Below are 26,613 nucleotides of genomic sequence, written 5' to 3'. Positions count from 1 at the left end.
CATGGCCTGCGCAGAACTCGAAGCGCTCCGACTGGCGCTGTTGAACATCACCGGAACGACCGACGAACACGCGAAGCGACACGCCGAAGCCGAACTCGAAGACTACCTCGGCGACGCCGACCCCGGCCCGATTCAGGCGCTCGCGAACGCGACCACGCTCGACGAGGCCCAGCGACATCTCGACGCCGCGCTCGTCGACCTCGAATCGGAGGCGACGCGAATCGACGACGACGACCCGCAGGCCGGCTACCTCCGCGGCCGACTCGTCGCCGTCCGCGACGCCGAACGGTCGCTTCGCCGTCTCCGCGAGGGCACGGACGCGCTGCTCGACGACCTCGGAGAGGCCCACCACACGCTTCACGACGCCTTCCCCGTCGAGGACTGAACCGATGCCATCGGCTCCACTCTCGGCCCGCCGCGACCTCGGTGAAGTCGACCCCGCGAGCAGTCGCCACAACTGGACGCGCTCGGCGGTCGCCGCGACCGACGACGCCGTCTTCGTCGGAACCGCGGCCGGCCGCGTCGTCGCGCTGGAAGCCGCTGCCGACTCCGCATCCGACTCCGACGACCGCTGGGAGGCGCGCGGCGACAACCCCGTCGTGTCGATGGCCGCCGCCGACGACTTCCTCGTCGTCGGCGAGCGCGGCGGCGACGGACTCGTTCGCGTCCTCGACGCCGAGACGGGCGACGCGCGCTGGACGTACGCGACGACCGACGACGTGGGCACCGCGGCGAGAGACTCGCTGTTCTTCCGACCCTACGTCGTCGACCTCGCGGTGACGGGCGACAGAGTCGTCGTCGCCGCCCGACGGTACGAACGCGACGGCGACGAGCGAGTCTGGCGGAGCGTCGTCCTCGGGTTCGGCCGCGACGGCCGGGTCGCGTGGCGCAGACGCGTCCACGCCTCGCCCATCGCGGTCGCCGCCGAGGGGGACCGCGTCGCCGTCGCGTACAACCGCTGTCCGAACCCCGAACAGAACGGTCTCGTGCTCCTCGACGCCCACACCGGAGGGCGAGTCGCGTCGTGGGACCCCGGCACCGACGGCGACCGGCGGGTCGGGGACGTGGCGTTCGCGGGCGACGCGCTGGCCGTCGCCAGCCACGGCGACAAACGCGGCTACCTCCTCGATTTCGAGGGGAACGAGCGGTGGCGAATCGACCTCGCCTCCGAGCGGCGCGTCGGCGACGAGACCGTCTACGCCTATCCGACCCACGTCTGCGTCGCCGGCGAAACCGCCGCCTTCGTCACGGGGAACACGTTCGCGGAGTCGACCCGCGACCCGGACGCGCGACATCCCGACGAACACACCGCGGTCGGCGTCTCCGTCGATGGGGGCGAGCGCCTGTGGACCCGCGACACCGGCGGGTTCGCGCGCGCCGCCGTCGCGGCCGGCTCGCGGGTCTTCGTACCGTCCGCCCAGCACTTCCGGGAGCGAGAGGCCGACCGCCACGGCGTCCACACGTTCGGTGCGACGGCGGGGCACGTCCGGACCGACGACCTCCCCGGCATCCCGACCGCGGTCGCCGCGGGTGGGGGCGTCCTCGCGGTGGTCGAAGAGCCGGTCGAGTACCACGACGAGGGCGTCACGCGCGGAGCCTACCGACTCCGCACGCGACCGATTCGATAGAAGAAACCATGCGACACGAGACGAGCGATACCCCGCTACTGCCCGTCCGCGAAGCGCTCGGCCTCAGCGACCCGCTCGGCCGACAGGTCGGAAAGCGGGATGCGCCGCGCGTCCGTTTCGGAGACGAGGATGTCGGTCACGCCGATGCCGTCATCGCCGGCGTCGACGACGACGACCGACGCGTCGGCGGTGGCGAGGCTCCGCGCCGCCGACCGGGTCTGTCCGGTGGGGCTGCCGTCCGCGACGGTAACCCGGCCGTCGGTGACGACGACGACGAGCGCGGCGTCGGCGTCCGAGCGGTCGATGACCCGGCGAGCGGCGTCCAACCCGGAGGGAAGCGGCGTCCGGTCGCCCGTCGGAAGCTCCTTCAGGTGCCGCGCCGCCAGCGTCACGCTGTCGGTCGGCGGGAGCAACACCTCGGCCTCGTCGCCCGCGACGGCGACGAACGCGACCTCGTCGCGTTGCTCGTAGGCGTCTTCGAGGAGCGACAGCACGGTTCCCTTCGCCTGCCGCATAGCGGCGCGCATCGACGCGCTCGCGTCCACGACGAACACGACGAGCGTCGCGGCCGACCCGCGGGAGACCGCGGTTCTGAGGTCCGACCGGGTGACGCGGGACCGGCCGGCCGAGGCGGCGGCCCGGACCGACGCCGGCACGTCGATGTCGTCGGTCTCGGTCGCCGGTTCGGTTCGTACCCGCGAGCCTCGACCCTGACGCGACTCCCGAACCGCGGCGCGGCTGCCGTCACCCGGCGTCTCCGCGTCGAGGGCGGCGTCCTCGACCGGCGGGCGCTCGGCGTCGCCGACGGCGGCCCGGTTCTGACCGGGGAGAAGCGGCGTGGCCTCGTCGGGGTCGTCGCCGGAGCCGTCGGTATCGCCGTCTTCGGAATTTCCGCCTTCCGAATCACCGTCTTCGGGTCCGCGCTCGTCGGCTCCGCCGACTTCGCCGCCTCGGTCGTCACCACCGGCATCAGAGTCGGGAGCCGCGCCGGGGGCGTCGGCGTCGCTGTCGCCTCCCTCGGCGCGTTCCTCGCCGTCGCTGGCGTCGCCGTCGTCACTCCCGCCGTCGTCGGCATCGCCCGCATCGTCACCCTCACCGTCCCCGTCGTTAGCGTCGCCGCCCCCGTCGTCGTCCCGGTCTTCGTCCTCGTCGAAGTGGTCGTCGAGCACGTCGTCGACGTCCGGGTCGTCGTCGAACGGCCGGCTCTGAAGTCGATGCGGGAGCGCGAGGGCGGCCGCTTCGCGCACGTCGCTTTCGAGCACCTTCGTCCGGCCGTCGAGCGCCGCGAGCGTTCGGGCCGCGCGGGCGATGGCGATGTCGGCGCGGTGGCCCTCGACGCCGGCGTCGACGCAGAGTTCGGCGATGTCGCGTTTGAACTCGGTCGGGAGGGCGACCGAGTCGAGGCGGGCCGTCGCCTCGCGGAGCGCGGTTTCGAGCGCCGCGGTCCCCTCGCGGTGGGCGTCGGCGACCGTCTCCGGGTCGTCGCCGCCCGCCAGCGCCCGGTCGATAATCTCCACGCGGTCGTCGACGTCGCGGCTGCCGACGACGGTCGCCTGGAGGGCGAAGCGGTCCCGGAGCTGAGGGCGGAGGTCGCCCTCCTCGGGGTTCATCGTCCCGACGAGCGTGAACTCGGCGGGGTGTTCGACGCTCATCCCGTCGCGCTCGACGCGGTTGACGCCGCTCGCGGCCGCGTCCAAGAGCAGGTCGACGAGGTGGTCGTCGAGGAGATTCACCTCGTCCACGTAGAGGATGCCGCGGTTCGCGCGGGCCAAGAGCCCGGGGTCGAACGACGCCTCGCCGTCCAGCGCGTCGGCGACGGAGAGCGTGCCCGCGACCCGGTCGCGGGTCGCGCCGAGCGGGAGCGTCACGAGCGGGACCGACCGGCGTTCGACCGCGGGGTCGTCGCGGGCCCGACACGAGTCGCACTGGCGGGCCGGGTCGTCCGGGTCCGGCGGGCAGCCGTACGGACAGTCCGCGACGACCGCCTGTTCGGGCAGGAGGTCCGAAAGCGCGCGGACCGCGGTCGACTTCGCGGTGCCCTTCTCGCCGCGAACGAGGAGTCCGTCGAGGTCGTCGTTGGCTCCGACCGCCAACAACGCCTGTTTCAGTTCGTCTTGCCCGACGATAGCCGAGAACGGAAGCGTCTGAGTCGTCATCGAATACGAAAACGTAGTTGCAGTAAGACAATAACACTTTATCAATGACACCGACAATCGGACTGTACACAGCGACCGAAAACGAGTTGGGCGCGGTCCAGCGGGCCGCGCGCCGACTCGACGGAATCGACCTCGTCGTCCGCTCCGCGAGCGACTTGGACGACGTGAGCGACGCGGACGCCTTCGTCGACGAGTTGGAGTCGACGACGGCGGCCGTCTTCTGGCTCCACGGGGCCGAAGACAGCATGCCCGGCTACGACCACGCGGTCGAACGACTCGAAGCGGCGGGCGTGCCGCTCGTCGTCAAGGCCACGGGCGACGCCTTCGCTCGCCGGGACACGACCGTCGCCGACGCGGACCGCGAGCGCGTCTGCGAGTACCTCGACCGCGGCGGCGCGGTGAACGTCGAGAACCTCTGTCGGTTCCTCGCCGCCGAGTACGCCGGCGTCGAGACCGAGGTCGACGACCCTGTCGAACTCCCGACAGAGGGCGTCTACCACCCCGACTACCCCGGCGTCGAGTACGACGAACTGCTCGACACGCACGACCCGGACAAGCCGACCATCGGCGTCTGGTTCTACGAGTCCCACTGGACGCACGCGAACACCCGGTACGTGGACGCGCTCGTGGAGCGCCTCGAATCGCTCGGCGCGAACGTCTTACCCGCGTTCTGCAACCCCGCGACCGACGAGGAGGGACAGGAGAACGCCGAGTGGGTCGCCCGGAACTGGTTTTCGGACGACGACGGCCCCGTCGTCGACGCCGTCGTCAGCTCCTTCATGTTCTCGCTGTCGATGAGCGAGCGGGGCCGCGACGCCGACGACGAGGGGTCGGCCGCCGAAGACGTGTTCCTCACCGAACTCGGCGTCCCCGTGTTGCAGGCCATCACGACCATGCGCTCTCGAAGCCGGTACGAGTCGAGCGACACGGGCGTGATGGGCTTCGAACTCGCGCTGTCGGTCGCGCTCCCCGAGTTCGACGGCAACGTCATCACCCACCCGATAAGCGGGAAAGAGCGGATGGAAGACGAGGCGGGCGTCGGGAGCGCGCCGAAACAGCACTTCCCCATCGAGGACCGCGTCGACCACGTCGCCCGCCTCGCGGTCAACTGGGCGCGGCTCCGCCACCTCCCGAACGACGAGAAGAACGTCGCGGTCGTCCTCCACAACTACCCGCCGAGCGACGACGGCATCGGGACGGCCTTCGGGATGGACAGCCCCGAGAGCACGGTCAATCTCCTGTCCGAACTCCGGGAGCGGGGCTACGCCGTCGGTGACCTCCCCGCGGACGGGCAGGCGCTCATCGACGACCTCACCTCGCAGTTGACGTTGGACGACCGCTGGGTCGCCCCCGAGGACGTGCGGGACCTGAGCGTCGACGTGGTGGCTCCCGACCAGTACGCCGACTGGTTCGCTGACGCCGACGACCGCTTCCGCGACAACGTCGTCGAGGAGTGGGGCGACCCGCCGGAGCGACCCTTTGCCATTCCGGGCGTCGAGTTCGAGAACGTCCTCGTGACCGTCCAGCCCCCGCGCGGCTTCGGGATGGACCCCTCGAAGGTGTACCACGATTCGGACCTCCAGCCGCCGCACGACTACGTGGCGTTCTACGCGTGGCTCCGCGAGTCGTTCGAGGCCGACGCCGTGGTCCACCTCGGCACCCACGGCAGCCTCGAATGGCTCCCCGGCAAGACCGTCGGGCTGAACGGCGAGAGCGCGCCGGACCAACTGGTTTCGGACCTCCCGAACGTCTACCCGTACATCATCAACAACCCCGGCGAGGGGACGCAGGCCAAGCGCCGGTCGTACGCGGCCATCGTGGACTACCTCACGCCGGTCATGCGCACCGCGGGAACCTACGACGACCTCGCGGACCTCGAGGAACTCGCCCGCGAGTACCGCGAGGCCGGCATGGACGAGGCCCGCCCCGAGCGCGGCGACCAACTCCGCGAACTCCTCGTCGACGCGGTCGACGACCTCGACCTCGCGGCCGAACTCGGGTTCGACGACGCCGAGGCCATCCGCGGCGCGGACGGCGATGTCGGCTCCGACGAGGCCGAAGTCGAGTTCGACGAACTCGTCGAGCGCGTCCACGAGTACCTGACCGACGTGAAGACGACGCAGATTCGGATGGGCCTCCACACGATGGGCGAACCGCCCGCAAACGACCGACTCGTGGAGTACCTCGTCGCGCTCACCCGCCTCCCGAACGCGGACACGCCGAGTCTCCGCGAGAGCGTCGCGGGCGTCATGGGCGTCGACTACGACCGGATGCGGGACGAGCCGGGGACGTACGACGACGACCTCGGGATGTATCTCTCGGAGGCCGCAGACCGCGTCTACGACCAGTGCGTCGAACTGGTCTCCGCACTCGCGGAACGCGACTTCGACGTGCCCGAGTCGGAGGTCGACGCCGGCCCCGACGACGAGGTGAACATGAACCTGCTCGTGGTCGATATCGACCAACTCGGGGACGCGCGGGCCAAGCGCGGCGCGCACGACGACCTCCGCGAGGTGCTGGCGTTCATCTGCGACGAGGCAGCCCCGCGAGTCGCGGCCGCGGAAAACGAGATTCCGCAGACCGCCGACGCCCTCGACGGCGAGTACGTCCGCCCCGGCGGCTCCGGCGCGCCGACCCGCGGCGGGGTGGACCTGCTGCCGACCGGGCGGAACTTCTACACGCTTGACCCGCGGAAAGTCCCGGCCAAGCCGGCGTGGAGCGTCGGCGAGCGCGTCGCCGAGGGCGTCCTCGACCGCCACTACGACGACCACGGCGAGTATCCCGAGGAGTTCGGGGTCGTCGCGTGGGGGACGCCGACGGTCCGGACCCGCGGCGAGACCATCGCGCAGGTGCTCGCGTTCATGGGCGTCGAACCGGTGTGGACCGACGCGGGCCGCGTCGACGACGTGGAGCCGATTCCGCTGGACGACCTCGACCGGCCGCGAATCGACGTGACGACCCGCGTCTCGGGGCTGTTCCGCGACGCGTTCCCGCAGGCCGCGAGCGTCGTCAACGACGCCGTCGACGCGGTGGTCGACCTCGACGAGCCCCACGAGATGAACTACGTGAAAAAGCACGTCGAGGAGGACGCCGCCGAGTTCGAATCGGAGGGCGTCGACCCCGACGAGGCCGAGACACTGGCCAAACACCGCGTGTTCACGACGACGCCCGGCGGCTACGGCGCGGGGACGAACAAGGCCGTCGACGAGGGCGAGTGGGACGACCGGAGCGACCTCGCGGACGTGTTCGTCCAGTGGGGCGGCTACGCCCTCGGGAGTCGCGGCAAGGTGACCGAAGCTCACGACGCCTTCGAGCGCCGCTTGAGCGGGGTCGAGGCGACCGTGAAAATCGAGGACACCGCCGAACAGGACGAGTTCGACTCCTCCGACTGGTACGCCTTCCACGGCGGGTTCGTCTCCGCGGTCGGTGAGATTTCCGGGAGCGACCCGGCCTCGTACGTCGGCGACTCCAGCGACCCCGACAACGTCAGCGTCTACACGAACGAGGAGAAGGTCCGCAAGGCGATGCGGGCGCGCGTCCTCAACCCCGACTGGCTCGACAGCATGGAGGAACACGGCTACAAGGGCGCGGGCGACCTCTCGACCACGGTCGACGTCGCGCTCGGCTGGGACGCGACCACGGGCGTCGTCAGCGACACGCTCTGGGAGCACCTCGCGGACGCCTACGCCTTCGACGAGGACCGACAGGAGTGGCTGCGCGACGTGAACCCGTGGGCGCTCGAAAGCATCACCGCGACGTTCCTCGAAGCCATCGACCGCGACCTGTGGGACGCCGACGACGACGTGAGAGAGCGGTTGCAGGACATCAACCTCTCCGTCGAAGGCGACCTCGAAGCGAACACGACGAACGCGATGACGCAGACCCAATCCAATGACTGAACGAGACGCCTACGCCGACCTCGGCGCGACGACGCAGGAAGCGATGGACATCGCGGAGACGAGCATGGACATCGTCCGGACGTTCGTCCCCGACGAGACGCTTAACGACCGACTCCGACAGAAGGCAGTCCACTCGACCGGCGACATCGAGTTCCAGCACCTCATCCGGTGCCAGAACGACCCGGTCGTCGCGGGCGCGAGGGCCGTCCTCGACGAGCGCCCCGTCGTGACCGACATCACGATGGCGAAAGCCGGCATCACCGGCCGCGGCCACGACTGCCAGGTGCGGAAGGCAATCGGCAACGGGGCCGAACTCGCCGCCGAAACGGGCATGACCCGGACCGCGGCCGCGGTGCTCGAACTCGACAAGGAGGGCGTCTACGACGGCGCTATCGCGGTCGTCGGCAACGCGCCGACCGCCGCGTTGGCGCTCTGCGACTGCATCGAGAACGGAACCCGACCGGCGGCCGTCGTGGCGACGCCCGTCGGCTTCGTGAAGGCCGAAGAAAGCAGGAAGCGCGTCCGCGACGTAGCCGACGAGTACGGCGTGCCCGCGGTGACGAACGTCGGGAAACGCGGCGGAAGCGGTCTCGCCGCCGCGCTCACGAACGAACTGATTCACGTCGCCAGCGACGTTCGCAACGGCGACGTGGACCTCGCAAATCATGAGTGAGGACGAGAGCGACCCGTACGACCTCGATTCGGGACCTGACCCGGCGGCGTTCGCCGCGGCCGCGCCCGAACCGAGCATCGACGAAACCGACGGGGGCGGCGAGGACGCCGACGCGCCGGTCTACGCGGTCGGCGTCGGCCCCGGGAATCTTGAGTATCTGACGCCCCGCGGGCGGCAGGCGATTCGAGAGGCCGACGTGGTCGTCGGCTTCGAGACGGTCGTCGACTTCGTCGCCGACGAGACCGACGCCGACCTGCTCACCTGCGGCTACGCCGACGAGGCCGACGCGCTGGCCGAGTTCGGGCGGCGCGTCGCGGCCGGCGACCGGGGGACGGCGGTGCTCATGGGTGACCCGAACCACTCGGGCTACCAGTTCCTCGGAAAGGTCCAGCGGACCGTCGAGCGACCGGTGCGGGTGATTCCGGGCATCTCGTCGCTCCAGATAGCCGCGAGTCGCGCCCGGACGCCGATGGAGGACACGCGGTTCGTCACGCTCCACAAAAGCGGGTCGCTCGACGCCGACCTCGACCGATTGGCCGAGGCGGCCGGCGAGCGCCACCTGCTCGTCCTGCCGCGACCGTTCGACTGGATGCCGGGCGACATCGCCGAGTTCCTCCTCGATTCGGACGCAGACGCGTCGCTGGACGCGCTCGTGCTCGAACGACTGACCCACGACGACGAGCGAATCACCCGGACCACGCTCGGCGGCCTGCGCGATTCGGCCGGCGGGAGCGGCCCCGACTCGACGCCGTACTCGGACCTCTCGGTGCTCGCCGTCAGAGCGCCCGTCGACGCGGCGGACTGAGCCGCCTCCTTCCCCCGCCCCGCGCGAAGGTAGTTAGGCTCGCCTAAATTCCGAAGACGTTTTAACCATTTAGGGAGGCCTAAAAGACATGGCAAACGACGGACAAAGCGGACGGGAATCGACGCGGCGCGAGTACCTCCAGTACGGCGGCGCGGTCATCGCAGGCGGCCTGCTCGCCGGCTGTACCGGCGGGAGCGGGTCGGAGACGACGACGACGGCGTCCGAGCCCGAGACGACCACGGCCGCGACGACCGAGGCGGCGACGGAGACCGAGACAGAGACGACGACCGAGGCGGCGGAGTCCTACTCGGTGTCGATAGAGCCGGTCGGCGAGGTCACGTTCGATTCGGTCCCGGAGGCGTGGATTGCGAACAACGGCAGTTGGGCCGACATGGGCGTCGCGCTCGGGCTCGACACGCCGATGGGCGTTTGGCTCCCCGGCCGGTACCACACGCAGTACTACGACGAGATTCCGGACGTGAGCGTCGACAAGTCGTCCATCCGCCAGCTGTGGGGCGACAGCGGCGTCGGCAAAGAGCAGTTCTACGAGCTGAACGCGGACGTGCACATCGCCGACCCGAACTTCCTCCTGAACCGCGGCCAGTGGAGCGAGGCCGACATCGAGGAAATCAGCACGCAGGTCGGGCCGTTCTTCGGCAACAGCATCTTCTCGCGCGGCTACGCGTGGCACGAGGACTACCGCTACTACACTCTCTACGAGGCGTTCGAGAAGTTCGCGCAGGTGTTCCAGCGCGAGGACCGCTTCGAGGCGTTCGAACAGGTCCACGAGGAGTTCCAGTCGAACCTCGCGCCGGTCGTCCCCGCGCAGGGCGAGCGGCCCTCGGCCGCGGTCGTCTGGGCCGGCGGCGACGAGCCAGAGGAGTTCTACCCCTACGTCATCGACGAGGGGACGAGCTTCAAGCATCTCAACGACCTGAAAGTCAACGACGCGCTCGCGACGACCGAGGTGCGGGACTTCTACAGCAACCGCGGCGCGGTCGACTTCGAGACGCTGCTTGAGGTCGACCCCGAAGTGCTCCTCGTGCGCGGACAGGAGGCCAAGACACGCGAGGAGTTCCAGAACACCGTGGTCTCGTTCATGGAAAACCACGAGGTGGCGGGCGAACTCACCGCCGTCCAGAACGGCGACGTCTACCGCGCCGGCGCGCTCTATCAGGGCCCCATCACGAACCTCGTCGTGACGGACCGCCTCGCGCGGACCCTGTACGACGCCGACGAGCGCCTGTTCGACGCCCAGCGCGTCGCGGACATCGCCAACGGGAACCTGTAACTCGCCCCGGGTTCGCGGCCCCGCTTTCTCTCTTCGCCCACCCGTCAAGCGGCGCGTCCCGCCAGAACGCTTATCATATTTTAGGCTATCCTAAAAATATGGCAGTGAGCCAAGATATGGGCGTGTCCCCGGCGGTCACCGCAGCGTGGTTCGTCGAGGGAGAACCCCCGCTCATGGAGGTGTTCCGCCGAGCGAAAGCGAGGTGAGTCCGCGGCGGGGTGGGGCGGGGCGGACCCCGGAACGCGACCGACCACCGACTCCGTCCGTCGGAAGAGCACCCAACTGGACCGTAGGACCGGTCGCCGCGAGTCGGTCGTCGCGGCCGACGAGCGGTTGCGCTGTCCCGAAATTTTCACTGAAAATCAGATTGCAGTAAACCTTTTGTGCTTTTAGGCCGGCCTAAAACATGCATGCTCGACAGCGATAGACTGACGACGAATCAACGGAGGGAAGCGCGATGACCGACCCGGCAGCCGGCAACGAGGCGTTGCTCGAACAGCAGGCCGCCCGCGAGTCGAGCGCGCGGACCTATCCCCGACACCTCCCGCACGCGATACGGGAGGCCTCGGGCGTCACCGTCACCGACATGGACGGCGAGGAGTACTACGACTGCCTCGCGGGGGCCGGCACGCTCGCGCTCGGACACAACCACCCGAGAGTGGTCGAGGCGATGGAACGCGTCCTCGCGGAGGACCGCCCGCTCCACACCCTCGACATCACGACGCCCGTCAAGGAGCGGTTCGTCGACACGCTGTTCGACAGCCTCCCCGACGAGTTCGCTGACAGCGCGCGGGTGCAGTTTTGTAGCCCCGCCGGGACCGACGCCGTCGAGGCCGCGCTCAAACTCGTCAAAACCGCGACGGGCAACCGGAGCGTTCTCGGGTTTCAGGGCGGCTACCACGGCATGACCAACGGCGCGCTGAGCCTGATGGGCGACACCGACCCGAAGGAGAACGTCCCCGGCCTGATGCCCGACGTACACCACCTTCCGTATCCGTACGAGTATCGGTGTCCGTTCGGCGTCGGCGGCGACGAGTGCCACGAACTCGCCGCCCGGTACGTCGAGCGCACCCTCGACGACCCCGAAAGCGGCATCACCGAGCCCGCGGGGATGGTGGTCGAACTCGTGCAGGGCGAGGGCGGCGCGATTCCCGCGCCCGACGACTGGACCCGCGAGGTGCGGCGGATGACCCGCGAACGCGACATCCCGCTGGTCGTCGACGAGATTCAGACCGGTCTCGGCCGGACCGGCGAACTGTACGCCTTCGAGCACGCCGACATCGTCCCGGACGCGGTCACGCTCTCGAAGGCCATCGGCGGGTCGCTCCCGCTTTCGGTCGTCGTCTACGACGAGTCGCTCGACGTCTGGGAGCCGGGTGCGCACGCCGGCACCTTCCGGGGAAACCAGCTGGCGATGGCCGCCGGTATCGCCACCATCGAACACGTCCTCGAACACGACCTCGACGACCACGCCGCGCGCATGGGCGAGCGGCTCCGCGGCCACCTCGACGCGACCGAGCGCGCCCACGACGCCGTCGGAGACGTGCGCGGTCGCGGGCTGATGCTCGGCGTCGAACTCGTCGACCCCGCGGGCGAATCCGACGCCTGCGGGCGCTACCCGGCGAATCCGGACCTCGCTGACGCCGTCCGCGAGGCGTGTTTCGACCGCGGCCTCATCCTCGAACTCGGCGGCCGCCACGGGAGCGTCGTCCGGTTCCTCCCGCCGCTCGTCGTCAGTCCGAGCGACGTGGACGCCGTCGGGAGCATCTTCGCGGACGCCGTCGAGGCCGCAATCGAGGACGCCGACGCCGACGGCCGCCGGGAGGTCGCCGCATGAACGGCGTGGGCGATGTCGACGGCGAGCGCCGCGACCCGCGACCGGACGCCGCGAAGTGGTTCCTGAGCGGCGACGACGACGACCGGGCGCGCTACCGCGACGCGATGCGGCGGGCGTGCGACCTCGTCCTCGACGAGTTCGCCGCGGAGGCGACGCCGTACTCGGGGGCGACGCCCGAAGAAGTCGACGACGCGCTCGCCCGGTTCGAGATGCTGCCCCACGAGGGCGACGGCGTGGCCGCGGCGCTCGACCGCACCGAGCCGATTCTGCGAAACTCGGTCGGCGTGTCCGACCCGACCTGCATCGCGCACCTCCAGTGTCCGCCGACGATTCCGGCGCTCGCGGCCGAAGCGCTCCTGACGGCGACGAACCAGTCGATGGACTCGTGGGACCAGAGCCCCGCCGCGACGCAGCTCGAACGGCGGTTCGTCGGGGAGCTGTGCGACCTGTTCGGCTACGAGGACGGCGACGGCGTGTTCACGAGCGGCGGCACGCAGTCGAACTTCGTCGGCCTGCTCCTCGCCCGCAACAAGGTCGTTTTGGAGGAGTACGGCGTCGACGTCCAGCACGAGGGGCTACCGCCGGAGGCGCGGGACCTGCGCATCCTCTGTTCGGCCGACGCCCACTTCACCGCCACGCAGGCCGCTTCGCACCTCGGCCTCGGCGAGAACGCCGTCGTCACCGTCCCGACCGACGACGACCGCCGCCTGTCGATGGCGGCGTTCGACGAGGCGGTGGCGGACCTCCGCGAGCGCGGGAAACGCCCGTTCGCAATCGTCGCCACCGCCGGAAAGACGGACTTCGGAAGCATCGACCCGTTAGGCCCGCTGGCCGAGCGCGCGGCCGAACTCGACTGCTGGTACCACGTCGACGCCGCGTGGGGCGGCGCGCTCGCCCTGAGCGACGACCACGCCGACAAGCTCGCCGGCATCGAGGCCGCGGACTCCGTCGCGGTCGACTTCCACAAGCTGTTCTACCAACCGATTAGCTGCGGCGCGGTGCTCGTCCGCGACGCGTCGGCGTACGACCTCATCGACCGCAACGCGGCCTATCTGAACCCCGTGCGCGACGACGACGCGGGCGTGCCGAACCTCGTCTCGAAGTCGGTCCAGACCACCCGGCGATTCGACGCGCTCAAACCGTTCGTGACGATGCAGGCGCTCGGCCGCGAGGGGCTGGCGTCGATGGTCGAGTACACCATCGACCTCGCCGCCGACGCCGCGAGGCTCGTCGAGGCCGACCCCGACCTGCGGCTCGTCCACGACTCCGACCTGAACGTCGTCGTGTTCCGGTACGTCCCCGACCACGGACGAGACGGCGGCGGCCCGGCCGACGGCCCGGTCAACGGCCCGAGCGCCGACGACCTGAACGAGGCCATCCGCGACTCCCTCCTCGACGACGGCGAGGCCGTGGTGGCCCGCACCACCGTCGACGGCGAGACGTGTCTGAAGCTGACGCTCCTGAACCCCCGAACGACGCGCGAGGACCTCCGAGACCTCCTGCGCGAGATTTCGGACCGCGGAACCGCTCTCGAACCGACGACCGACGACCGACACGCATGAATCCGAACGACACAGCCGAGTCAGCGACGATACACAGCTTCCTGAACTGCTACCTCCGGGAGACCGGGGACTACGCCGTCGTCCCAGCCGGGGACGTGCCGGTCGAGGCGGACGCCGAGGTAGTCGTCCACGCGCCGCTCTCTCAGCAGGGCGTGGACCTCTACGTCCCGCTTTCGTACCGGTCGCCGACGGGTCGCCACCAGTTCGACCTGCCCGGCGTCTACCGGCTTCCCGATGGCGAGACGTTCCCCCTCGACTACACCGTGCTCGTGACGCTCGTCACGAGCGAACTCAGACTCGACCGCGACGAAACCGGCGCGGCCGACGAACTGCTCCTGCGGGTCGTCAAGAGCTGCCAGAACATCGAGCGGTTCGTCGAGGCCCGGCGCGGCGACGAGGAGCGACTGTACGGCTTCGACACCACCTTCCGCGACGCCGAACAGTCGCTCGTCTTCGGCCACCCGCTCCACCCGACGCCCAAGAGCAGACAGGGTATCCCGGCTCACGAGTCGCGGGCCTACGCGCCCGAACTCCGCGGGTCGTTCCCGCTGGCATACTTCAGCGCCGACCCCGAGTTCGTCTCGCAGAACTCCACTCGCGAGGAGTCGGCGGCCGAGTGGGTCAAGTCGGCCCTCCGCGCGGACGACTCGGTCCCCGAGTCGTTCGTCACCGAACACGTCGAGGGCGACGAGGTGCTGCTTCCCGTCCACCCGTGGCAGGCGGACTACCTCCGCTCGCAACCCGAGGTGCAAGCGCACCTCGGCGACGGCCTCGAATACGTCGGCCAAGTCGGCCGGGAGTTCTACCCTACCTCGTCGGTGCGGACGCTGTACGCCCCGGACGCGCCGTTCATGGTCAAGGGGTCGCTGAACGTCAAAGTCACCAACTCCGAGCGGACGAACAAGCTCCCGGAACTGGAGCGCGGCGTCGCCATCACCGAACTGCTGGACACCGAACTCGGCGGCGACCTCGAATCCCGGTTCCCGGCGTTCGACGTCGTCCGCGACCCGGCGTATCTGACGGTCGACCTCGGCGACGGCGAGTCCGGCTTCGAGACGGTCCTGCGCGAGAATCCCTTCCGCGGCAACGCGGCGGCGAACGCGACGCCCGTGGTCGGCCTCTGTCAGGACCACCTCGACGACGGGTCGTCGCGGCTGGCGACGCTCGTGGAGGGCATCGCCGACCACGAGGGACGGGCCACTCCGGCGGTCGCAGAAGACTGGTTCAGACAGTATCTCGAACTGTCGGTTCGACCGGTGCTGTGGCTGTATCTCGAACGCGGGCTGGGCGTCGAGGCCCACCAGCAAAACAGCGTGCTGACCCTCGACGGGGGCTATCCCGAGACGTTCCGCTACCGCGACAATCAGGGCTACTACCTCCCCGAGTCGATGTACGACGAGGTGGACGCGCTCCTGCCCGGCATCGGCGAGCGCGCCGACACGGTCTGTCCGGACGCCGTCGCCGACGAGCGCATCCGGTACTACGTCGTCATCAACAACGCCTTCGGCCTCGTCAACGCCTTCGGCACGGCCGGACTGGTGGACGAGCGACGCCTCCTTGGCGTCCTCCGCGACGAACTCGAATCGCTCCGTGAGTACGACCGGCCGTCGTCGTCGCTGCTCGACGACCTCCTCACCAACCCGACGATTCCGTGCAAGGCGAACCTGCTCACGCGGTTCCACGACATGGACGAGCTGGAGGGGTCGCTGGCGAACCAGTCGGTGTACGCCGACATCGACAACCCGCTCGTCACGGAACTGGAGGTGCCAGCGCCATGACCGACGCACCGGCGACCGCGACCGCGAACGCGGCGACTGCCGACGCCGGCCGCGAATACGCGTATCGCGTCCGCGACGAGACCATCGACCGGACCATCGCCTTCGCGGAAGTCGACCCGGCGCTGGACGTCGACCGCCTTCACGCGTGGCTCGGCTCGGACCACGTGAAGCCGTACTGGCAACTCGACCTTCCGAAGCCGGCGTTTCGGGCGAAACTCGACGAGAAGTTGGCCGACGACCATCTCACGCCGTACGTCGGCCTGCTCGACCACACCCCCATGAGCTACTGGGAGGCGTACCGCGCGGCCGACGACGTGGTCGCCACGTGCTACGACGCCGCCCCCGAAGACCGCGGCGTCCACCTTCTCATCGGGCCGCCGGAGTATCTCGGACACGGCCACTCGATACCGCTCTTGCGGGCGATGACGGCGTTTCAGTTCCGCGCGACCGGCGCGACTCGCGTCGTCAGCGAACCGGACGTGCGAAACGAGCGGGTCATCCACGTCTTCGAGCGATGCGGCTACGAGCCGCAGGGGCGCATCGACCTCCCCGACAAGGAGGCGCTGTTGATGCACTGCGAGCGCGACCGCTTCTTCGACACGGTGGCCGAGAATGCGGAGACGGAGGTGGGCCGATGAGCGAGCCCCGCGTCCGCGACGTGGTCGGAATCGGTCTCGGCCCGTTCAACCTCGGGCTGGCGGCCCTGCTTGACGGCGCGCCCGAGGACGTGGACGCGGCGTTCCTCGAACGGGACGCCGAGTTCGCGTGGCACGAGGGGATGCTCATCGAGGGGACGACGCTGGAAGTGCCGTTCCTCGCGGACCTCGTGACGCTGGCCGACCCGACGAGCCCCCACAGCTACCTCAACTACCTGCGGGAGACCGGCCGCGTCTACGAGTTCTACTTCTACGAGACGTTCCAGATTCCCCGGCGGGAGTACAACGACTACCTCCGGTGGGTGGCCGACCGACTCGACGCCTGCCGGTTCGAACGCGAAGTGACCGAGGTTCGCTGGGACGACCGCGAGGAGTGGTACGCGGTCACCGCGCGGAATCCGGACACCGGCGACCGCTTCGAGTACCGCGCCGAGAACCTCGCGCTCGGCATCGGCTCCCGGCCGCACGTCCCCAAACACCTCCGTGGACACCCGACCGAAGACGTGTTCCACACGGCGCGGTATCGTGGTTCCCGCGAGCGCGTCGGGGAGGCGGACACGGTCACCGTCGTCGGGTCCGGGCAGAGTGCCGCCGAGGTGTTTCAGGACCTCCTGGAGCGCCAGCCCGACCACGGCTACCGGCTCGATTGGCTGACTCGCTCTGACGGGTTTTTCCCCATGGAGTACTCGAAGCTCGGCCTCCAGCACTTCACCCCCGAGTACGAGCGGTACGTCTACGACCTGCCGCAGGCGGTGAAAGACGACCTCATCCCGAATCAGGACCTGCTGTACAAGGGCATCGACCCGGAGACGAGCGCCGAGATTTACGACCTGCTCTACCGGCGCTCCGTCGGCGGCCGCGACCCCGACGTGGGGCTGTTTGCGATGACCGAAGTCCGCGACATCGAGGCCGTCAACGACGCGTACGCCCTCGACTGTCACCAGTGGCAGGCCGAGGAGTCGTTCGTCCACGAGAGCGAGGTCGTGATTCTCGGAACGGGCTACGAGCGACCGATTCCAGCGTTCCTCGAACCGCTGGAAGACGCCATCGACTGGGACGAACAGGGGCGGTTCGGCGTGACCGAAGACCACCGGCTCGCGGTCGACGCACCGGGTGACGTGTTCCTCCAGAACGCCGAGGTCCACACCCACGGCGTCGGGGTCCCGGACCTCGGCCTCGGTTGCTACCGGAACGCGAAGTTCGTCAACCGGCTCGTCGGCCGCGAGGTGTATCCCGACGACGTCGACACGGTCTTTCAGGACTTCTCGGTGGCGCAGTTCCTCGACCACGCACCGAACGCTTCCCGCGCCGAGGGAAGCGAGACACCACCCACGCCGACGCAAGACGACTAACGATACCGATGAATCCGAACGACACCACGCTACGGGACGCACTGGACGCAGACGTCTGGGAGACGGTCGAACGCCGCCTCCTGACGAAGATGCTCGAAGAGTTCGCCTACGAGGAGATAATCGAGCCGCGGAAGGTCGACGCCGGCGACGACCGCCACGGCTACCGGTTCGACCTCGGCGAGGTGAGCTACCGGTTCGAGGCCGCCGACCGGCTGATGGACAGCCTCCACGTCTACGGCGACACGGTCGAGCGGCGGGCCGACGGGACGTGGGAGTCGCTCCGTGACCCCCTTCGACTGCTTCGCGACCTCGGAGAGACGACCGACCTCGACGGCCTGACCGAGGGGAACCTCGTCCGCGAGTACAAGCGGACGCTGCTCGCGGACGCCCACATCGAGTCGCGAAAGCGGGACCGGGGGGGCTTCGACCCGACGGACCTCGACTACGCCCGCCTCGAAGGCGAGATGGAGGGCCACCCGTGGATTACGTACAACAAGGGGCGACTCGGCTGGGGGTACGACGACTACAAGCGGTACGCGCCCGAGCGCAAAGCGCCGGTGACGCTCTCGTGGGCGGCGGTCCGCAAGGAGCACGCGACGTTCGTCGGAGCCGAAGGGGTCGACCACGACTCGCTCGTCAGCGGCGAACTCGGTGATCACTACGAGCGCTTCCGAAGCCGCCTCGACGCGAAGGGGTACGACCCGGACGCCTACTTCTTCATGCCGGTGCACGACTGGCAGTGGGAACACACCGTCGTCCCGCTGTTTCCCGACCACATCGCGGCCGGCGATATCGTCCCGCTCGGCGACGGGCCGGACGAGTACCTCCCGCAACAGTCGGTCCGGACCTTCGTCAACGTCGACGACGCCGAGAAACACCACGTGAAAGTTCCGATGCGGATTCTCAACACGCTCGTCTGGCGGGGGCTTCCCGGCGAGCGGACCGAACTCGCGCCGACGGTCACGGAGTACATCAAAGGCATCTACGAGCGAGACGACTTCCTCCAAGAGCAGGGGTTGATTCTCCCCGGCGAGATTGCGGGGCTCAACTACGACCACGCGGACTTCACCGACATCGACGGGTCGCCGTACCAGTACCACGAACTGCTGGGCGCGGTCTGGCGGGAGTCCATCTACACGTTCCTCGAAGACGACGAACGGGCGATTACGCTCTCGTCGCTGATGCACGTCGACGGTGCGGGCGAACCCTTCGTCTCGCGGCTGGTCGAACAGTCGGGGCTCAGCCTCGACGAGTGGCTGGGCGAGTTCTTCGACACCGTCTTGCCGCCGCTCCTGCACTTCCTCTATCGCTACGGAACGGTGTTCTCCCCGCACGGCCAAAACACCATCCTCGTCGTCGAAGACGGCGTCCCCACGCGACTCGCGGTCAAGGACTTCGCGGACGACGTGAACGTGAGCGACCAGTCGCTCCCGGAGTTGGAATCGCTCCCCGACGACGTGCACGACGTGCTTCGGAAAGAGCCGCCCGAAGGGCTCTGTCAGTTTATCTTCTCCGGGCTGTTCGTCTGCGTCCTCCGGTACGTCGCCGACGTGCTCGAAGAACACGAGTCGTACCCCGAACGGGAGTTCTGGACGCACGCGCGACGCGCGGTTCTCGACTATCAAGCGCAGTTCCCCGAACTCCAATCGCGATTCGACCTGTTCGACCTGCTCCGACCGGAGTTCACGAAGCTCAGTCTCAACCGGAACCGCATCTTCGACTACGGCTACGACGACTCCCCCGGTCGTCCGCACGCTTCCGAACACGGAACGGTGACGAACGCGCTCTACGAAGTCGCGGACGAGCGACCGGACGGCGCGAGTCAGACGGGCACGGCGGACGACTGACCCGCTGAGCGGGCCTCGAAACGTCGGCTCCGCCGACGGCGCTCCCCGATGCCGAGTCACCACCGTGGAGCCAACCGTTCGTCCTCGACTACGAGTCACGACGAGCGAGGGCCGGAAACTGAACGATGGGTCAAAGACATCCAACATGGTAGTGCGTATTAATTGCACGACAACAGCAGGAGGAAGCGTCTACACTTGCCAGTCGCTGCCAACGCTACGAGACGAAACCAGCAGTCACAGACACGACAGGGAAGACAGCGATCAGGACACAAAGGGCGTTAATCCGGAGTTTCAAGAACATCCGAACAACACTGGATGTTGTTTCGACGGAGAGGTGGAAGAAAAGTAAAGGCGAGAGACGAGCGGTGATGAGATGGGAACGGAAGTTCACCGCTTCCAATATTGTGATTCAAAAGAAAAACCACTGAGGAAAGAGAGATAGTCGAGGGACGGACAGTGGTGGTCGTGGTGAAACCCCTGTTCGAGAGACTGCCGACAACGGGAGGCGGCCGGCCAGTCCACCGAGACGAAGGGGCCGCTGGTGAAACAGGTATCTGCTGCGAGAGCATCCGCGGTCCCGCCTCAACGACAGTCCGCGTTCACAGCGCCTCGTTCTCCCGACCAGAACACTTATTCAGATACTTGATAACGAATAATCATGGACGCCAAACATCCGGTACGAACCACGGAAAAGACGCTGGCGCTCGTCGAGGAGTTGATGCAGAAAGGACCCTGCGGGGTCACGGAACTGGCCGGCGACCTCGACATGGGAAAGAGCGCGGTCCACAACCACCTGACGACGCTCCAGAAACACGGGTACGTCCTCAAGGACGGCGACGACTACCGCGTCGGGTTGAAGTTTCTCGAAGTCGGCGGCCACAGTCGGAAGTCGATGGAAGTGTATCAGGTCGCCGAGCCAGAGGTCAAATCGCTCGCCGCCGACACGGGCGAACTCGCCAACCTCCTCGTCGAAGAACAGGGGATGGGCGTCTACCTGATGCGAGCGAAAGGCGACGACGCCGTGGACCTCGACACCTACGCGGGCCTTCGGACGAACCTACACACGACGGCGCTCGGGAAGGCGATTCTCGCGAACCTCCCGGAGTCGCGGGTGGACGAGATAATCGAGCGTCACGGACTCGAACAGAAGACGCCGAAGAGCATCGGCACGCGGCAAGAGCTGTTTCAGGTGCTCGAAGGAGTTCGCGAGCGAGGCTACGCCATCGACGACGGCGAGCGTCTCGAAGGGCTGCGCTGTCTCGCCGCACCCATCAAATCCTCGTCCGGCGAGGTGCTCGGGGCCATCAGCGTCTCCGCTCCGGCCAGCCGCGTCAGCGACGAAGACCTCCACGGGGCGCTTCCCGAACGCGTCCTGAGCGCGGCGAACGTCGTCGAACTCAACATCAACTACTGACGCCCCTCGTTCGCTATCTCGGAACAGTAGCAGCTCCGCACGAATCATCGACGCAGGACCGTATTGACGTAGTTCCCGACGGACGACGACGATAGACAATTACACGAGTAGGCTTGTAATTTTCACGACAATAGTTCCGTCCATCCTATTCTGATATAGAGAATGGAAAGGTGTCGAGCCGGAACAACAGCATCGGCGGGGGTGGGACACGAAGGAGGAGAGGAGAGGAGAGGAGAAGAGAAGAGGGAGCAAAATAACGAGGTGATGGCAGACGGTCGCCGTCGGCGACCGGGCGGGACGCTCAGTAGCTGTCGTAGACGGTCTTTTCGATGGTGTAGAAGTCGAGACCGGCGTCGCCCTGCTCGCGCCACGTCTCGGACGAGGAGCGCTTGAACCCGCCGAAGGGGACGTGGAGTTCGAGGCCGGTCGTCTTGTCGTTGACCTTCACCACGCCGGCTTCGACCTCGTCGACGAAGCGGTTCGCCTCGGTGTGGTCGTCGGTGACGATACTGGCAGACAGGCCGTAGTCGACGTCGTTCGCGACCGCCAGCCCCTCGTCGAAGTCACTCACTTCGATGACGGCGACGACCGGGCCGAAGACCTCCTCCTGTGCGATGCGCATGTCGGGGTCCACGTCGGTGAACACCGTCGGCTCGACGAAATGACCCGTCTCGACTGCCTCGCCCTCGGGGACGCCGCCGCCGGCGACGAGCGTCGCGCCCTCGGCCTCGGCGATGTCGATGTATTCGAGCGTCGAGGAGAGTTCGGACTCGCTGACCTGCGGGCCCATCTCGTGGTCGGTACCGGGGCCGACGTCGAGGGACTCCGCGCGGTCGACGAGCTCGGCGACGAAGTCGTCGTACACGTCCTCGTGGACGATGGCGCGGGAACAGGCCGTACACGACTGGCCGGTGGTTCCGAACCCGCCGTTGGCGACGATGTCGGCGGCTTCGGCGGGGTTCGCGGAGTCCGCGACGAGCGTCGGGTTCTTCCCGCCGAGTTCGGTCTGGACGCGCTTGCCGGCGTCTGTGGCCTGCTCGTACACCATCTCACCGACTTGACTGCTGCCGGTGAAGGAGACGAGGTCCGTGCCCTCGTTGCCGATGAACTCGCTGCCGACCGAGCTACCGGGTCCGGTGACGACGTTGAGGACGCCGTCCGGGAGGCCGGCCTCGTCGAGCGCGCGGGCGATTTCGATGACGACGCCGGGCGCGATGGAGGCGGGCTTGAGGACGACGGTGTTGCCGGCGGCGAGCGCCGGGGCGAGCTTCCACGCCGGAATCGCAATCGGGTAGTTCCACGGCGTGATGAGCGCCGCGACACCCACCGGCTCCTGTCGCGTGTAGAGGTTCGTGTTCGGCCCGCTCGCACCCTTCTTCGTGCCGCCGAGGTCGGCGGCCTTCGACGAGAAGTAGTGGAAGATGTCGATGGCGCGCTGTACCTCGCCCGCCGCTTCGGGCCGCGCCTTCCCCTCTTCGGCGGTGAGAATCTCCGTCAGTTCGTCCTTCCGCTGGGCGAGGAGCGTCCCCGCCTCGCGGAGGATGCGCCCGCGCTCGGGGCCGGGCGTGTTTCGCCACTCGTCTTCCGCCGCGACGGCGGCGTCGACGGCCGCCGCGGCGTCGTTCTCGTTCGAGTGCTGATACGCCGCGACCACTTCGCTCGGGTTCGCGGGGTTCGTCACCTCGGTCGTCTCGCCGGTCTCCGAGGTCACCCACTCACCGTTGACGTAGTTTTTACTAGGGTCCGTCATCGGGTACACGTTCTGTCTTCCGACATACAACTCTTGCGAAGCTGTCACTATTTGTTGGCTGTCGACGACGGGGCGAGTTCGGGAGCGCGCGTCGGGGTGAGTGACGGACTACCGACCCACACACTTTTGTAGTGGCTTTCGAGATATACGTGCGCAATGGTTGAGCAAGCGAAGCTTAGCGACCCGAACGCGGAGTACACGATGCGCGACCTGTCCGCGGAGACGATAGACATCACGAATCCGCGAGGTGGCGTCCGCGACGCCGAAATCACGGACGTACAGACGACGATGGTCGACGGGAACTACCCGTGGATTCTCGTCCGCGTCTACACCGACGCGGGCGTCGTCGGCACCGGCGAGGCCTACTGGGGCGGCGGCGACACCGCCATCATCGAGCGGATGAAGCCGTTCCTCGTCGGCGAGAACCCCCTCGACATCGACCGCCTGTACGAGCATCTCGTCCAGAAGATGTCCGGCGAGGGCTCCGTCTCGGGCAAGGTCATCTCCGCCATCTCGGGCATCGAAATCGCGCTCCACGACGTCGCCGGAAAGCTCCTCGACGTGCCCGCCTATCAACTCGTCGGCGGGAAGTACCGCGACGAGGTGCGCGTCTACTGCGACCTCCACACCGAAGACGAGGCCAACCCGCAGGCCTGCGCCGAGGAGGGCGTCCGCGTGGTCGAGGAACTCGGCTACGACGCCATCAAGTTCGACCTCGACGTGCCCTCGGGCCACGAGAAGGACCGCGCGAACCGCCACCTCCGAAACCCCGAAATCGACCACAAGGTCGAAATCGTCGAGGCCGTCACCGAGGCCGTCGGCGACCGCGCGGACGTGGCGTTCGACTGCCACTGGTCCTTTACCGGCGGGAGCGCCAAGCGCCTCGCGTCCGAGCTGGAAGACTACGACGTGTGGTGGCTCGAAGACCCCGTGCCGCCGGAGAACCACGACGTGCAGAAGCTCGTGACGCAGTCCACGACGACGCCCATCGCGGTCGGTGAGAACGTCTACCGGAAGTTCGGCCAGCGGACGCTGCTCGAACCGCAGGCGGTGGATATCATCGCGCCCGACCTGCCCCGCGTCGGCGGCATGCGCGAGACGCGGAAGATTGCCGACCTCGCGGACATGTACTACATCCCCGTGGCGATGCACAACGTCTCGTCGCCCATCGGGACGATGGCCTCCGCGCAGGTCGCCGCGGCCATCCCGAACTCGCTGGCCCTCGAATACCACTCCTACCAGCTCGGCTGGTGGGAGGACCTCGTCGAAGAGGACGACCTGATTCAGAACGGTCACATGGAGATTCCCGAAAAGCCCGGCCTCGGGCTGACGCTCGACCTCGACGCCGTCGAAGCACACATGGTCGAAGGGGAGACGCTCTTCGACGAGGAGTAACCCGACGCCGAGAGCGAGACTGTCCCACAGCGGCCACGACAGCCTGACATACCACACCCATAACCCGGACGCACCACCGCGGGCGAGAACCGTGAGCATCTCTCGCCCCGCGGCGCGTCCGCCGCGGCCGCGTTTTCACTCGCTTGAGTTCGAGACCGGAGCGACGCGACTCGCGGTTGCAGTCGCGACGCTGACGGCAGATAACCTGGCGGCTGACAGCGGCGGGCGAACCGCGGACGAAAAGGAAACCGCGGAGACCGGTCAGTTCGAGACGAACGCGTCGATGGCGCGGTTCGACGGGAGCTCTCGGTTCTTCAGCGCGTCGCCGGTCTCCCCGTCGAACAGGTGAATCGCGTCTTCGGGGAACGAGACGGTCGTGCGGTCGCCCGCTTCGACTCTCGACTGTCCGGTGGTTGTCGCGGTGAACTGGGTCCCCTCGTCCCCGTCGACGAATCGAAGGTGGACGGCGTTCTCGTTCCCCTGCGGCTCGACGACGACGACTTCGGCGTCGAAGGTGCGCTGGCCGGAGCGCCGCTCGCCAACGGTAACGTCCTCGGGTCGGATGCCGAGCGTGAGGCCGCTCGCGCCGCCGAGTTGGTCTCTGGTCGCGCCCGAAAGCGGGTAGTCGAAGCCGTCGCCGCGGAAGGTGTCGCCCGAAAGCGACCCGTCGAAGAGATTCATCGACGGCTCGCCGATGAAGCCCGCGACGAACAGGTTGTTCGGCCGGTGATAACAGTCCAGCGGCGTGCCGACCTGCTGGAGTTCGCCGTCGTCGAGGACGGCGACGCGGTCGCCCATCGTCATCGCCTCGGTCTGGTCGTGGGTGACGTAGACGGTCGTCACGCCGAGTTCGCCTTGCAGGCGCTGGAGTTCGGTCCGCATCTCCGCCCGCAGTTTGGCGTCCAGATTGGACAACGGCTCGTCCATCAGGAACACTTCGGGGTCGCGCACGATCGCGCGTCCGAGGGCGACCCGTTGTTGCTGGCCGCCCGAAAGCTGTCCGGGCTTGCGGTCGAGCAGGTCGCTGATGCCGAGCATGTCGGTCGTCTCCTCGACCCGCTGGCGTATCTCGTCGTCCGGCAGGCCGGTCGACTCTTCGAGGCCGAACGACATGTTCCCGCGGACGCTCTTGTGCGGGTACAGCGCGTACGACTGGAACACCATCGCGATGTCCCGGTCCTGCGCGGACACGCCGTTGAGGACGCGGTCTTCGAGTCGGAGTTCGCCCTCGGTGACGGTTTCGAGTCCCGCCATCATCCGGAGCGTCGTCGATTTCCCGCAGCCCGAGGGGCCGACGAGCACGAGGAACTCCCCGTCGTCGATATCGAGCGATATCTCTTCGACGGCGACGATATCGCCGCCGCCCTCGTCGGTGTACACCTTCGTTACGTCGTCGAGTGTCAATCGTGCCATGGCTACTGTTCGAGTTGTGTGAAGTCGGCTTCCTGGTCGTGACGTCGGTTGTGCACCGCGGTTCCGGTCTCCGCGTCGAACAGGTGAATCTTGTCCGGCGGAATCGTCACCGTGACGCGGTCGCCCCGCGTGACGAGATGCATCCCCTCCGTGACCGCTTGCAGGGCGTCGTCGGCGGAGGGCTGGTCCGGGTGCGAGAGGTGGAGGACGTTCTGGTCGCCGTGGGGCTCCACGACGGTCACGTCCATCTGGAGATCGTGATCGTCGAGCGCGGCGTCGTCGGGGGCCGCGTCGGCGACTTCGATGTCTTCGGGGCGCACCCCCAAGACGAAGTCGTCGCGGTCGTCGACGGACTCCATCACGTCCTCGTCGAGCGGGTACGAGAAGTGTTCACCGACGAACGTCGACTCCGAGCGCGTTCCGCGGACGAGGTTTATCATCGGCTCGCCGATGAACTCCGCGACGAACAGGTTGTTCGGCTCGTGGTAGCACTCGAAGGGAGAGGCAACCTGCTGGAGTTCGCCGTCGTCCATGACGGCGATACGGTCGGCCATCGTCATCGCCTCCGTCTGGTTGTGGGTGACGTAGACGGTCGTGACGGCGAGTTGGTCCTGCAGGTTCTGGAGCTCGGTGCGCATCTCCGCCCGGAGCTTGGCGTCCAGGTTGGACAGCGGCTCGTCCATCAGGAACACCTCGGGGTCGCGTACGATGGCGCGCCCGAGCGCGACCCGCTGTTGCTGACCGCCCGAGAGTTCGTCGGGCTTGCGGTCAAGCAGGTCGGCAATGCCGAGCGTCTCCGCGACTTCGACGACGCGCTCGTCGCGCTCCGCAGACGTGTATCCCTCCTCTTCTTCGAGCCCGAACCGGATGTTCTGCCGGACGGTCATGTGGGGGTACAGCGCGTAGTCCTGAAACACCATCGCGATGTCGCGGTTCTGCGGGACGCGGTAGTTCATGTGGTCCCCGCCGATGTAGATGTCCCCGCTGGTCGGGGTCTCCAAGCCGGCGAGCATCCGGAGCGTCGTCGATTTGCCGCACCCCGAGGGACCGACGAGCACGAGGAACTCCTCGTCGTCGATGTCGAGCGAGAGGTCGTCGACGGCGACCGTGTCGCCGAAGCGCTTCGTCAGGTCGGTGAGTTGAATCTGTCCCATGGG

General features: G+C 68.0%; 18 protein-coding genes. 14 read left to right on the top strand and 4 right to left on the bottom strand.

Features of this window, described 5'->3' with window-relative positions; genetic code table 11:
- The first annotated feature begins 1 nt into the window (after nucleotide 1).
- A complete protein-coding gene (locus HVO_RS00255; protein ID WP_004041101.1) occupies nucleotides 2-385 on the top strand; it encodes a DUF3209 family protein in 384 nt (127 codons plus the stop codon).
- 4 nt (nucleotides 386-389) lie between these two features.
- Nucleotides 390-1,628, top strand: coding sequence for an outer membrane protein assembly factor BamB family protein (locus HVO_RS00250; protein ID WP_004041102.1), 1,239 nt, complete (start codon nucleotides 390-392; stop codon nucleotides 1,626-1,628).
- Between the two features lie 35 nt (nucleotides 1,629-1,663).
- Here HVO_RS00250 and HVO_RS00245 read toward each other — a convergent pair whose 3' ends face one another.
- Nucleotides 1,664-3,784, bottom strand: coding sequence for a VWA domain-containing protein (locus HVO_RS00245; RefSeq protein WP_013034971.1), 2,121 nt, complete (start codon nucleotides 3,782-3,784; stop codon nucleotides 1,664-1,666).
- A gap of 44 nt (nucleotides 3,785-3,828) precedes the next feature.
- On the opposite strand from HVO_RS00245, the gene cobN reads away from it, so the two are divergent.
- The 11 genes from cobN (at nucleotide 3,829) to xacR (ending at nucleotide 20,898) form a co-directional block, all read left to right on the top strand.
- A complete protein-coding gene (gene cobN, locus HVO_RS00240) occupies nucleotides 3,829-7,683 on the top strand; it encodes a cobaltochelatase subunit CobN (protein WP_004041104.1) in 3,855 nt (1,284 codons plus the stop codon).
- A complete protein-coding gene (locus HVO_RS00235) occupies nucleotides 7,676-8,356 on the top strand; it encodes a precorrin-8X methylmutase (protein ID WP_004041105.1) in 681 nt (226 codons plus the stop codon). The genes cobN and HVO_RS00235 overlap by 8 nt, the downstream gene beginning before the upstream one ends.
- The gene (locus tag HVO_RS00230; protein ID WP_004041106.1) at nucleotides 8,349-9,161 is read left to right on the top strand and encodes a cobalt-precorrin-7 (C(5))-methyltransferase; all 813 of its coding nucleotides are present in this window, start codon (nucleotides 8,349-8,351) and stop codon (nucleotides 9,159-9,161) included. The genes HVO_RS00235 and HVO_RS00230 overlap by 8 nt, the downstream gene beginning before the upstream one ends.
- 88 nt (nucleotides 9,162-9,249) lie before the next feature.
- Nucleotides 9,250-10,452 (top strand): ABC transporter substrate-binding protein, encoded by a 1,203-nt coding sequence (locus HVO_RS00225; RefSeq protein ID WP_004041107.1) that lies wholly within the window; start codon nucleotides 9,250-9,252, stop codon nucleotides 10,450-10,452.
- A gap of 457 nt (nucleotides 10,453-10,909) precedes the next feature.
- Entirely contained in the window at nucleotides 10,910-12,289 is a 1,380-nt protein-coding gene (locus tag HVO_RS00220) for a diaminobutyrate--2-oxoglutarate transaminase (RefSeq protein WP_004041108.1), read from the top strand.
- On the top strand, nucleotides 12,286-13,851 hold the full coding sequence (locus HVO_RS00215; RefSeq protein ID WP_004041109.1) for a pyridoxal phosphate-dependent decarboxylase family protein: 1,566 nt from the start codon (nucleotides 12,286-12,288) through the stop codon (nucleotides 13,849-13,851). The genes HVO_RS00220 and HVO_RS00215 overlap by 4 nt, the downstream gene beginning before the upstream one ends.
- A complete protein-coding gene (locus HVO_RS00210) occupies nucleotides 13,848-15,629 on the top strand; it encodes an IucA/IucC family protein (protein WP_004041110.1) in 1,782 nt (593 codons plus the stop codon). The genes HVO_RS00215 and HVO_RS00210 overlap by 4 nt, the downstream gene beginning before the upstream one ends.
- Nucleotides 15,626-16,267, top strand: coding sequence for a GNAT family N-acetyltransferase (locus HVO_RS00205; RefSeq protein WP_004041111.1), 642 nt, complete (start codon nucleotides 15,626-15,628; stop codon nucleotides 16,265-16,267). The genes HVO_RS00210 and HVO_RS00205 overlap by 4 nt, the downstream gene beginning before the upstream one ends.
- Entirely contained in the window at nucleotides 16,264-17,637 is a 1,374-nt protein-coding gene (locus tag HVO_RS00200; RefSeq protein ID WP_004041112.1) for a lysine N(6)-hydroxylase/L-ornithine N(5)-oxygenase family protein, read from the top strand. Before HVO_RS00205 ends, HVO_RS00200 begins: the two co-directional genes overlap by 4 nt.
- A gap of 8 nt (nucleotides 17,638-17,645) precedes the next feature.
- Nucleotides 17,646-19,484 (top strand): IucA/IucC family protein, encoded by a 1,839-nt coding sequence (locus tag HVO_RS00195; RefSeq protein ID WP_004041113.1) that lies wholly within the window; start codon nucleotides 17,646-17,648, stop codon nucleotides 19,482-19,484.
- Nucleotides 19,485-20,142: 658 nt separating this feature from the next.
- Complete coding sequence (xacR, locus tag HVO_RS00190; protein ID WP_004041114.1) at nucleotides 20,143-20,898, top strand: HTH-type transcriptional regulator XacR; 756 nt, start codon at nucleotides 20,143-20,145, stop codon at nucleotides 20,896-20,898.
- 301 nt (nucleotides 20,899-21,199) lie between these two features.
- Here xacR and xacF read toward each other — a convergent pair whose 3' ends face one another.
- On the bottom strand, nucleotides 21,200-22,648 hold the full coding sequence (gene xacF / locus HVO_RS00185; RefSeq protein ID WP_004041115.1) for a 2,5-dioxovalerate dehydrogenase: 1,449 nt from the start codon (nucleotides 22,646-22,648) through the stop codon (nucleotides 21,200-21,202).
- A 156-nt stretch (nucleotides 22,649-22,804) separates the two neighbouring features.
- Here xacF and HVO_RS00180 point away from each other — a divergent pair, with 156 nt between their 5' ends.
- Nucleotides 22,805-24,043, top strand: a complete 1,239-nt coding sequence (locus tag HVO_RS00180) for a xylonate dehydratase (RefSeq protein ID WP_004041116.1) — start codon at nucleotides 22,805-22,807, stop codon at nucleotides 24,041-24,043.
- A gap of 261 nt (nucleotides 24,044-24,304) precedes the next feature.
- Here the strand turns inward: HVO_RS00180 and xacK are convergent, their stop codons facing one another.
- Both xacK and xacJ read right to left on the bottom strand, forming a co-directional pair.
- On the bottom strand, nucleotides 24,305-25,456 hold the full coding sequence (gene xacK / locus HVO_RS00175; RefSeq protein ID WP_004041117.1) for a xylose/arabinose ABC transporter ATP-binding protein XacK: 1,152 nt from the start codon (nucleotides 25,454-25,456) through the stop codon (nucleotides 24,305-24,307).
- A gap of 2 nt (nucleotides 25,457-25,458) precedes the next feature.
- Nucleotides 25,459-26,610 (bottom strand): xylose/arabinose ABC transporter ATP-binding protein XacJ, encoded by a 1,152-nt coding sequence (gene xacJ / locus HVO_RS00170; protein ID WP_004041118.1) that lies wholly within the window; start codon nucleotides 26,608-26,610, stop codon nucleotides 25,459-25,461.
- Nucleotides 26,611-26,613 lie beyond the last annotated feature (3 nt).

The sequence above is a fragment of the Haloferax volcanii DS2 genome (assembly GCF_000025685.1).
GTDB classification, from domain to species: domain Archaea; phylum Halobacteriota; class Halobacteria; order Halobacteriales; family Haloferacaceae; genus Haloferax; species Haloferax volcanii.
This window is presented reverse-complemented; position numbering and strand designations above follow the sequence as displayed.